Genomic DNA, 11,264 nt, shown 5'->3' with positions numbered 1-11,264 from the left:
GGCCTCGAGGGCTTCCTCGAACTCAAGTATGTCTGCCTCGCCGGCCTCTGACCAACAGATAACCCACAGAGCCGGGCCGCCCTGCAGCCCGGCTTTTTCATTGAGAGCATCGTGCTTAAAAGTGGACCCGGCTATTCGCTACAGCATCGGACCCAAAAGTGGATTTGCGCTTCTGGGTCCGAGGCTCTAGGCAGAACCCCATTGCCCGGAAAAGTAAAAGGCCGCCGATCCGTAGGCGGCCTTCCTATTATCTGAGATCTTCACGGCGCCATCATCCCGCTTGGGAAGTAGAACGAGAGCATTTTCTGCCTTCTCGAGGCAGGAGAGCGAATGCCGGCAAGTGGTTTAGAGCCGGGTTTCGTGGGACACCGCCGCATTTCCGCCTCTATCGCGGCTAAACAGGCCCGTCTAAACTAAACAATAAGGAAGGGGTAACCATGACCACTCAGTCCACGGACGTCACCATTCCTGAGGCGTTTTTGGAATACGAAGGGGTAAAGATCTATCGCACATATCAGTTCGATGATCCCGTCAACTATCCACCCTCGTCCCATATCTTCACGACTTCTCCAGATGGGACCTACGCTTCCGACCCCTTCCGCTTCGATATTCGTACTCTGACTGTCCCGGCTGTATCATCCGCCGAGGGCGGCGTACGTGCTGGAGAAGAGACTGCCGTCGCGGCCGTGTTGGAGCAGGCCATTGATCGCGGCATGATCGCGACACCAGATGCCAGCTCTGGGGCTCGACCGGTTCAGGTCCATCAGCAAGCTTGGTGAGAGTTATTTCGCCAGCCTCTCCTCGCGAGTGAGAGGCTGGCGCCTTCGCATGCGAGCTGGCATACGCGAAGTGAATGCCTCACGCCGGGCAGGAGAAAGGCCGCCCATCGGCGACCTTTTCAGAACCTGAGCCGTTGATGCTGTCAGGCCGCCTCGGCCACAGGGGCAGGGCGAGCAGCTCGCTGCATAAACGCCGAGCAAGAGGCGCTCCCGTCATGTAGGCTCCAGTCCGGGTTTGCGACAGAAACCCCTTTAGGAGCCCTATCAGAACCACCGTTCGTGATCCGAAAGCGACCTTCCAACCGCAAGCGGAGCTTTAACGAAAGAGTTGCCGGGAGGCTGCTGCGGAATCACCTTTTCAACGAGCGAAATCATCTAAGTTGCCTCTTTGATGAAGCGGCGGCTCAGAGACGGCGACAGGCAACTCTCCCCGACCTGTAAAGGTTGACGGTTCGAACCTGATGGGAGGGCATGATGGCAGATACCGTCGCGGATTTCATTTGGCAGCGCCTGCAGGCATGGGGCGTGCGTCGGGTCTATGGCTACCCGGGAGACGGGATCGGCGGTCTGGTCAGTGCTCTTGCGAGACTGGAAGGCGCTGTCGACTTCATCCAGGCCCGGCACGAGGAGATGGCGGGTCTCATGGCCTGCGCCCATGCAAAATTCACGGGCGAAGTCGGCATCTGCATCGGAACGTCCGGCCCGGGCGCGATCCATCTTCTGAACGGTCTCTATGACGCCAAGCTGGACCATCAGCCGGTGCTGGCCCTTGTGGGGCAGCAGGCCCGATCGGCGATCGGGTCCCATTACCAGCAGGATCTCGACCTTCAGTCCCTCTTCAAGGATGTCGCGGGCGCCTATGTGGAGACGGCGTCGACGCCTGCCCAGGTGCGGCATCTGATCGACCGGGCCTACCGCATTGCAAAGAGCGAGCGTCGCGTCACCTGCATCATCCTTCCCAGCGATCTTCAGCTGGCTTCCATGGAGCAGCCTGCGCACGAGCACGGCATGACTCACTCGGGAACCGGCATCGAACTATCGCCCGTCGTTCCCGACGCGGCGGCTCTGGCCCGCGCTGCGGAGGTGCTCAACGCGGGCGAACGGGTCGCCATTCTGGTCGGAGCGGGGGCCCTTCAGGCGACGGACGAGGTCGTGGCCGTCGCGGAGCGGCTCGGGGCCGGGATTGCCAAGGCGCTTCTCGGAAAGGCTGCCGTTCCGGATGATCTTCCCTTCTGCACCGGATCGATCGGTCTTCTGGGGACGAAGGCCAGCTGGGATCTCATGCAGGATTGCGACACTCTCCTCATGGTGGGATCGAGCTTTCCTTACGTGGAGTTCCTGCCTGAGGAAGGGAAGGCCCGAGGGGTCCAGATCGACAGGAATGCAGGCATGCTGGGGCTGCGGTACCCGATGGAGGTCAACCTTCTGGGGGATTCCGCCGCAACGCTGGCGGCGCTCCTGCCGCTGCTCAACGAAAAGCAGGATCGGTCCTGGCGGGAGACGATCGAGGCCGGCGTCGCCGCTTCGCAGGAGGAGATCCGCGGAATGGCCCTGGCCCCCGCAGAGCCGATCAACCCGCAGCGCGTTGCATGGGAACTTTCGCAACGCTTGCCGGATGGCTGCATCGTGACGGCCGACAGCGGCACCACGACGGTTTGGTATGCGCGAAATCTCCACTTCCGGCGCGGAATGATGGGCTCGGTCTCAGGAACCCTCGCGACGATGGGATGCGCCGTGCCCTATGCGATCGCGGCAAAGTTCGCCCACCCCGACCGTCCCGTGATCGCACTCGTGGGCGACGGTGCGATGCAGATGAACGGGCTGACGGAACTCATCACGATTTCGAAGTACTGGGAGCGGTGGATCGATCCACGTCTGGTCGTCATGGTGCTGAACAATCATGACCTCGCCTATGTGACATGGGAGGAGCGCGTCCAGACGGGAGACCCGAAGTGGGAACCCTCGCAGGCGCTTCCTGACGTGCCGTATGCCGAATTCGCGCGATCCATCGGGCTCGGTGGGATCAGGGTCGAAGATCCGGAGCAGGTTGGCGCTGCGTGGGAGACGGCTCTTGCGGCCGACAGGCCGTTCGTGCTCGACATGGTGACGGATCCGAACGTGCCGCCGCTGCCGCCCCATATCACGTTGAAGCAGGCCCGCCACTTCATGGGCGCACTCGCCAAAGGAGACCCGGAGAGCGGAAGCGTGATCGTCAATACGGCGCGAGGCCTCGTCGGATCGATCCTGCCGTCGAAGGAGTGAAGGAGAGAGACTTGAATTCCTCGACCCGGATAGGTGTCGATGGAACCCGCCAAGTGATCGTCTCTTTTACTGCTAACGCATCGCGCGGACCTTCGGGTCGCACCAAATGATGCGCTGTTTAAAGAGAGAGCATCGGACCCAAAAGTGCAGGTCCACTTTTCACGTCCGATGCTCTAGGCATCCTCACGAGATCAAGGGGCGGCGGTGTTTGACGAGTTTCGCGACAGGCAACGGACCGATCCATCGGCACCTGCGACAGGGCCCGGGTCCAGGAGGAAGAATCCGGTTGTCGTGGTCACCGGAGCATCTGCAGGAATCGGTCGCGCAGTGGCCATTGCGTTCGGGCGGGACGGCTGGCGGGTCGCTCTGATCGCCCGTGGGCGAGAACGCCTCGCGAGCGCGGCCCGGGAGGTCGAGCAGGCGGGCGGCCAAGCGCTTGTCATTGCCGCCGACGTGGCTGATGCGAACGCGGTCGAGAGCGCGGCTGCGCAGGTGATCTCCACTTGGGGACGCATCGACATCTGGATCAACAATGCCATGGCGTCGGTCTTCGGTCCTGCGACAGAGCTGAGCCCTGACGAGGTCCGCCGGGTGACGGATGTCACCTATCTGGGACAGGTCCATGGCACGCTGGCCGCTCTCCGTCACATGCGGGAGAGGAATAAGGGGACCATCGTCCAGATCGGATCCGCGCTCAGTTATCGTTCCATTCCATTGCAGTCGGCCTATTGCGCAGCGAAATTCGCCGTGCGCGGCTTTACGGATTCCTTGCGGAGCGAATTGCAGCACGAGGGCAGCCGGGTTCGTCTCACGATGGTGCAACTGCCCGCCGTCGATACCCCGCAATTCGATTGGGCCCGCAGCCACTTGCCCCGGAGGCTGCAGCCTGTGGGGCCGATTCACGAGCCGGAGCCTGTGGCCGAGGCGATCATGCGGGCAGCCTTGGAAGCGCCGCGCGAGATGTGGGTCGGCAGCCCCACCATCCAGGCGATCCTTGGAACCATGGTGGCGCCGGGGTTTCTCGACCGCATGATGGCACGTCGAGCCTGGGAAGGGCAGATGACGGACGAGCCGGCAATGCCTCGCGACGGCAACCTGTTCGACGTGCCGCCCGGCGATCCGGGAGCCCGTGGACGCTTCGGCTCGCGCTCACGCCAGCATGTGCTCTCGGTCTCAGGCACGACGGCGCGTAGCATCCTCGCGGCGGTTGCCCTCGGCTGCGTCGCCGGTGCCATGACGATCGCATGGCGTTTGGGCACAAAAGGCATCGTGGCGGACACGCGTCGCCTGCCCGAGCGGGAGCGCGCCGCTCGCATGATCGGCTAGAGCATCGTGCGGAAAAGTGGACACCACTTCTGGGATCAATCCGATGCTCGTTTTTGAGAGGAGCGCAGCGCGTGGAGCGGCCCTTCGGTTCCGCACGGTGCACAAGGTAGTCCACGATGCTCAACCTCTGGTACAAGAACGCCGTCATCTACTGCGTCGATGTCGAAACCTTCATGGATTCGAACGGGGACGGTATCGGCGACTTCGCTGGTCTCGCTGACCGCCTCGATCACGTCGAGGCTCTGGGCGCGACCTGTATCTGGCTCCTGCCTTTTTACCCGACGCCGAACCGCGACAACGGCTATGACATCACCGATTTCTACGCCGTCGATCCCCGGCTGGGCACCCTCGGCGATTTCGTTGCGTTCACGCACGCTGCCCATGACCGGGGCCTCAGGGTCATCGTCGACCTCGTGGCGAACCACACCTCGATCGATCATCCCTGGTTCCAGGAGGCCCGGCGTGATCCGAACTCGCGCTATCGCGATTGGTACGTCTGGTCGAAGGAAAAGCCCAAGGACATCCATGAGGGCGCTGTCTTTCCCGGCGTGCAGGATGCGACCTGGACTTACGACGAGGCCGCCCAGGCGTGGTACATGCATCGCTTCTACAAGCACCAGGCCGACCTCAACATCGCAAATCCGGAGGTGCGTGAGGAACTTGAAAAGGTGATGGGGTTCTGGCTGCAACTCGGCGTTTCCGGGTTCCGGCTCGATGCCGTTCCTTTTCTGATCGAGTACCGCGGCGTCCCAGAGGAAGAGAGGCCGAAAGACGATCCTCACCTTTATCTCAATGAATTGCGGAGTTTTGTTTCCTGGCGCCGCGCGGAAGCCATGCTGCTGGCGGAAGCCAACATCACCATGGATCAGGTGAACGAGTATTTCGGGCCATCAGGTGACCGCCTGCACATGATCTTCAATTTCATGTTGAACCAGCACCTTTTTCTGTCGCTGGCGCGCAAAGATGCCGAGCCGATCCGCCGCGTGATGGCGCAGACACCAGCCATTCCTCTGAAGAGCCAATGGGCGAGCTTCTTGCGCAACCATGACGAAATCGATCTCGGCCGGCTGCCGGATGCAGAGCGTGGCGAGGTCTTCTCAGCCTTTGGCCCTGCACCTGAGATGCAGGCCTATGGGCGCGGCATCCGACGACGTCTGGCCCCCATGCTCGGCGGTGATGAACAGCGGCTCAAACAGGCCTTCAGTCTCATGTTCGCCCTGCCAGGGACGCCGGTGCTCTGGTACGGCGACGAGATCGGGATGGGAGACGATCTTTCTCTCGCCGAGCGCAACTCGGTCAGGACGCCGATGCAATGGGCTGATGAGCGCAATGCAGGATTCTCGACCGCGCCATCGGAGCAACTCGTGCGGCCCGTCGTCTCCGGTGGAGCGTTCGACTACCGGAGCGTCAACGTTGTGGCGCAGCACGATCTTGATGGTTCGCTGATGAGCACATTGCAGCGGCTCATCCGCACGCGGCGCGCGTGCCCCGAAATCGGCTGGGGCAGGTGCCGGGTGCTCGAGACATCCGAAACGAGCGTGCTTGCGTTGCGATACGACTGGCATGGAGAGACCGTCCTCATTGTCCATAATCTTGCAGATCATGCTGTCGAAGTGCAGGTGTCGCTCGATGAAGTCAGCCGGCTGCGGCCGCTTTTCTGCGATGAAGATGACCGGACCATGCGGGATGCCTCCGAGCCGATCCACCTCAGCCCCTATGGCTATCGGTGGTTCCGCGCGCACGGTGAGCGGCGATAGAGCATATTTCGGCGAAATGGATCCGGTTCGCCGTTCAAAAAATGCGGCAGGGCAAAGAAGAGAGCTGTTTCCATCGATATGGAAACAGCTCCAGCTGCAAGACGGCACCGCAGTCGCGGTCGGAGAGAACTCCTGTTTCGTCCCTCCCATGAGGCAAGTCACGCGGTGGGTTGTGGAGTTGTCGGCGTGCTAGGGATCTCCGGCGGATTGGTCGGAGGCACGCCGACGGGCTCCCCGGGCGGTGGAAGATCTCCAGGGATCGTCGGTGGCACCCCAACCGGCTCGGGCTGCGGTGTCTCGGACGGCGTGGGTGGGCTGACGGGAGCGGGATTGGGGTCGGCTGGCGTCGGCTCCGGATAGGGCTGATTCGGCAGAGGAATTGGCATACGAATGGCACTCCGACTGGCTCTCTCGGATGGGCAATCCCCAGCACAGTGTCGAGTTCCCGCCGTTGCGCTTTGCTTCCAGGCTGGAGCATTTTTCGGTGAAGTGGATCCGGTTCGCCGTTCAAAATGCAGCAGAGCAAAGAAGAGCGCTGATTCCATGCCAATGGAAGCAGCTCTAGCCAGCCCGGACGAAGCCTGGCCGTGTGAGGAGGACCCGCACATTCGAACTAGGTCCCAGCTTCGGCTGCGTCACGGCGGAGGCACACAATAGCGGAGGGCAGGGAGGCGCTTCACCGATGGCGCCTCTACGAACTGTTCGACGTTGCTGGGCTGTGCGGACAGCTCTCATTCTTGGAGCGCGATGATGAGCCCCTCGTCGGGCCTTAAGTTGACCTGCGCTCCAATCGTTTCCTCGCCCTGGTCCAGGCAGGTCGACAGCAGCACCCGTCCTGTTCTTCCATCCGGCAGCGGGAAAGCGTGCGGCTTTTGCCCGAGGTTCAGCGCCACCAGGAAACGCTCTGTCCTGTGCTGCCGCTCGTAGGCCAGGACATCGCCTTCCGTCGGAATCGGCTTGTAGCGGCCGATGCTGAGGGCTAGGTGCTGCCGCCGCAGCTCGATCAGGCGCCGGTAAAGCATCAGGATGGAGGCCGGCTCATTGCGAAGCCCCTCCACGTGGCAGGAGGGGAAGCTCGGATCGAGCGGAAGCCAGGGCCGGCCGCGCGTAAATCCACTTTGAGCTGAGCCGTCCCAATGCATCGGGGTTCTTTCCGGATCCCGCCCTAGCCCAAGTCCAGGCTCGTTCTTCTCCCAGGGATCCTGAACCGCCTCCGGTGGAATCTCGACTTTGCCGATCCCGATCTCATCGCCGTAATACATGGTCGGCGTGCCCCTGAGGGTGAGAAGCAGCATGGCGGCCACCCGCGCCTGCCTTGGGCCGACCCGAGCGCCGATACGCGGCTGGTCGTGGTTGCCGAGGACCCAGTTCGGCCAGCCGCCTTCGGGCAGCGCGTCCTCATACTCGTTGATGAGGGCTGCGATCTCGCGCGCATTCCAAGCCGTATGAATGAGCTGGAAGTTGAATGGCAGATGGGCACCTGAAAGATCCTGTCCGTAATAAGCCACGAGACGTTCCAGCGGGAGGTAGATTTCCCCGATGAGCACCCGTTCCGGGTATTCCTCGAGCACGCGCCGCATTTCGCTGACCACCTCATGCACCTCCGGCTGGTCGGCTGAATAGACCTGGAGGAAGCGGTTGATCTCGGCTTGGTTCGGCTGAAAGCCGAGGTTCGGCGGATTGTCCCGGAACTCCGCATCCTTGATCAGATGCCAGATCACATCGACCCGGAAGCCATCGACGCCGCGGTTCAACCAGAAGCGCAGAGCATCGTACATGGCCTTGCGCACTTCCGCGTTGCGCCAGTTGAGATCGGGTTGCTCCCTCAGGAAGGCATGGTAGTAGTACTGTTCCGTGGCTTCGTCCCATTCCCATGCAGGTCCGCCGAAATTGCTGATCCAATTATTGGGCGGACCTCCATCCGGAGCGGGATCGCGCCAGATGTACCAGTCACGCTTCGAGTTGGCGCGCGACGAGCGGCTCTCCTGAAACCAAGGATGCTGATCCGAGGTATGGTTGGGGACAAAATCCAGAATAAGTCTGAGTCCTTTGGCATGGGCCTCTTCGATGAGGTGGTCGAAATCCTCAAGGGTGCCGAAGATCGGGTCGATCCCGCAATAATCGGCTACGTCATAGCCAAAGTCGGCCATCGGCGAGGTGTAAATCGGTGAGATCCAGAGTGCGTCGGTCCCGAGCCACGTGAGATAATCGAGACGCTGGCGGATACCATTCAGGTCGCCGATCCCGTCACCATTACTGTCCTGGAACGAGCGAGGATAGATCTGATAGACGACGCCGCGTTTCCACCATGTGGTTTCAGGCATGAGGGTGGCTCCACTGCTGGAGGAAGGTCCGTCGGAGAGGCAACGAAAGGCGAATTCGCCAGGCGCCGATCTGTTCCTGCGTTTGAGCGGGCCGTGGACCGGCATGGGACCGTGCTCGACATCCTGGTCCAGAGCCGTCGCAATGTGAAAGCAGCCAAGCGTCTAGTCCGGAAGTTGCTCACGAGGCAGGGCGTGGCACCGCGCGTGATGATCACGGACAAACTGGCGAGCCACGCCGCTGCAAGGAAAGCTGTGATGCCAAGCGTAGAGCATCGGCAGCATCGGGGCTTGAACAACCGCGTGGAGAATAGTCATCAACCCGCCAGATGACGGGAGCGCATGATGAAGCGCTTCAAGTCGGCCGGGCAGGCGCAGCGCTTTCTCTCGGTTCATGATCAAGTGCAAACCTCTTCCGTCACTCTGCTAATGCTGCCGATCATCGCCTTGCCCGCGCTTGGGCCTTTCAGGTCTGAGCTGAGGTGATTGGAATGCGAGTGCCGCATGATCCAGAAATGAGCCGTGGATCGATGCATCTCTCTCAGACAACTTGACGGTGCCGGCGTACTTCTTGCGATTCCGACACTTGGGTTTCCACAGGACGTGAAGGCACTCACATGGATTGAGGATATCACTGATCCCGCTCCAACTGACATGACCCCCATCCCAGTAAGGCCATTGCGTCGCGCTGCTTCACCTGATGAGTTTCCTGCTCAATGCGGGCGGGTGATCCTCCCGAGGAGCCAGTACGGCATAGTAAAAGCTACCTGAAAGCCCAACTCATAAAGAGCAGGACGGCGAGAGTAACCGAGACTATTTGCCAGACGAGCACGGGATTACGTTCATAGAGTGGTTTGCGGTGAAGAACGGTCGGCAGAGCCCGTGCTGAGCCATGCTCCAGTTCGAAGGCCAGCTCAAGGATATCGCCGAAACGCTCGCGCGGCGAAACCGCAAGGGCACGAGCGAGAACCTGATCCAGCCAGGCTGGAAGGTCTGGGCGGTGTGACGTCAGTGGAGTGGGCTTGCTGAACCGGGGCCGGGAGAACGGCTCAATCTCGCCGTACGGGTAGGCTCGGCTGAACAGGCGGTAGATCGTGACTGCAACCGCGAACTGATCCGATAACTCGTCGCCTGGAGCGCCGGTGAAGAGTTCGGGCGCCATGTAGCTTGGAGTGCCGGGTGCATGCTCCAAGGCAAAATCGTCCATCCCGTCGACACGTGCAACGCCGAGATCAATGAGCCTCAAGCCGGGTTGCGCCCGATTCTCCTCCTGTTCGAGGATCACATTGTCCGGTTTGATGTCCCGGTGCACGATGCCAGCCCGATGCAGGGCGGCAACGGCCTTTGTCAGCCTGGTTGCGAGCGTCAAACCCTCAGCAAGGGAAATCTGTGGCGAACGCTGTAGTCGAGCCTCCAGGATTTCTCCGGCGTAAAACGGCATGACCGAGTAAAGACGGGTCTGGCGCTCCGGCGGGATATCGAGAACCTCTGCGACCCAGGGGCTTCGCACGCGCGCCGCGATCCAGGTTTCCCTGACAAAGGCCTGCCGGAGGACAACATCGGCACCATGGATCGGCTTAGGGAATTTCAGGATCACGGGGCGCTTCGCGACCGTGTCGTACGCGCGAAACACGCGGCTGTAGCGGCCATCCGAGAGTTGGGCCTCAAGATCGAACCCGTCGACGACGGTGCCGGTCGTGGGCGGAGGGAGAATGGGCTGGGCGGCGATAGCGAGTTCAAGATCCGGCTGGCTCGCTGGCGGCAGGTTGAGAACGTCAAGCACAAGTGCTGTCGCGTTGTCGCTGCCTCGGGCCGCTAAGGCAGCGGCGGTCACGGCCCGAGCCGTCTCGTCAGGGGAGGCTCTCCGCGCCAGTTCGTCCCGAAGGACCCGCTCAGACAAGGATCCGTGGACTCCATCGGTGCAGAGAAGATAGCGATCGTGGACTTGCACCGGCTCGGCAAGATAATCGATCTGAAGACTGTCGCTGGCGCCAACGGCCCGTCGGAGCACGCCCTGCATTCCCCATTCGTTGAACGTGTGGTCCCTGGTGAGAAGATCCAAGCGGTGGTGGCGAAGGCGATAAAGGCGACTGTCCCCGACGTGCACGATGTGAGCCTGACGCCCGCGCAGGATCAGAGCTGTCAATGTGCAAGCCATGCCCTGGAGATCGGAATTGGTGCGGCCGATCGCGTGGATCCAGCGATTCATGGCCTCAATGGCACGCGCGCATTTCTTCTGCACGCCGAGAAGTTCGCTCTGGCCGAGATAGCCGTCGATGAAACCCCGTACCACGGTCTCGGCCGCCACGCGACCACCCTTTGCCCCACCAACCCCATCCGCGATCACCGCTATCACACCATGGCGCATGCGTTGTGCGGGAGTGCCTTCGAAAAAGGCGCAATAGTCCTCATTGTCGGTGCGTGGGCCCCGTTCCGTGGAGTAACCAGCAGCGACACTGAGCTGTTCTGGCCTTTTCTGATGGAAAGACATGCAGCCCCCTAGAGCTTCCCGACGCCACTGTGCGACGTTAAGTGATGCACCTTTCGATACTCCTGACACGACGGCGCTGCATGTCCAATGCCCTTGGCCCATTCCGCCTTCCTCCGGGCGCAAGCGCAGGGTTAAGTGCTGTCGGCCAAGGTGATCATTTCGCCAGCATCATGTCGGCCACAAGTTAGCCATGGTGCCCAAAATATGACCTTGAGCACAAAGTAGGCAGCCGGTACTTTTTTGAGAACAGCGCGGGTCGCGACAACGAAGTCGCGTGTCTCCGCTGAAGTGTCTGATCAAGGACGATCGGACCGCTTCGCCTCTCATC

6 protein-coding genes and 1 pseudogene are annotated in these 11,264 nt (G+C 61.4%); 5 read left to right on the top strand and 2 right to left on the bottom strand.

Features of this window, described 5'->3' with window-relative positions:
• The first annotated feature begins 437 nt into the window (after positions 1-437).
• From DC522_RS30680 to DC522_RS30665, 4 genes are all read left to right on the top strand, one after another.
• Positions 438-779 (top strand): hypothetical protein, encoded by a 342-nt coding sequence (locus DC522_RS30680; protein ID WP_116532273.1) that lies wholly within the window; start codon positions 438-440, stop codon positions 777-779.
• Between the two features lie 474 nt (positions 780-1,253).
• Entirely contained in the window at positions 1,254-3,041 is a 1,788-nt protein-coding gene (locus tag DC522_RS30675; protein ID WP_116532272.1) for a thiamine pyrophosphate-requiring protein, read from the top strand.
• Between the two features lie 204 nt (positions 3,042-3,245).
• Entirely contained in the window at positions 3,246-4,367 is a 1,122-nt protein-coding gene (locus tag DC522_RS30670) for an SDR family oxidoreductase (protein WP_116532271.1), read from the top strand.
• A 116-nt stretch (positions 4,368-4,483) separates the two neighbouring features.
• Entirely contained in the window at positions 4,484-6,124 is a 1,641-nt protein-coding gene (locus tag DC522_RS30665; RefSeq protein ID WP_116532270.1) for an alpha-amylase family protein, read from the top strand.
• A gap of 731 nt (positions 6,125-6,855) precedes the next feature.
• On the opposite strand, the gene DC522_RS30655 is transcribed toward DC522_RS30665, so the two are convergent.
• Positions 6,856-8,448, bottom strand: a complete 1,593-nt coding sequence (locus DC522_RS30655; RefSeq protein WP_116532268.1) for an alpha-amylase family glycosyl hydrolase — start codon at positions 8,446-8,448, stop codon at positions 6,856-6,858.
• Positions 8,449-8,535: 87 nt separating this feature from the next.
• On the opposite strand from DC522_RS30655, the pseudogene DC522_RS30650 reads away from it, so the two are divergent.
• Positions 8,536-8,921, top strand: a pseudogene (locus DC522_RS30650) (transposase); the annotation flags it as partial.
• Between the two features lie 287 nt (positions 8,922-9,208).
• On the opposite strand, the gene DC522_RS30645 reads toward DC522_RS30650, so the two are convergent.
• Entirely contained in the window at positions 9,209-10,936 is a 1,728-nt protein-coding gene (locus DC522_RS30645; RefSeq protein WP_116532267.1) for a bifunctional protein-serine/threonine kinase/phosphatase, read from the bottom strand.
• Positions 10,937-11,264 lie beyond the last annotated feature (328 nt).

The organism is Microvirga sp. KLBC 81 (genome assembly GCF_003075415.1).
Lineage (GTDB): Bacteria > Pseudomonadota > Alphaproteobacteria > Rhizobiales > Beijerinckiaceae > Microvirga.
This window is presented reverse-complemented; position numbering and strand designations above follow the sequence as displayed.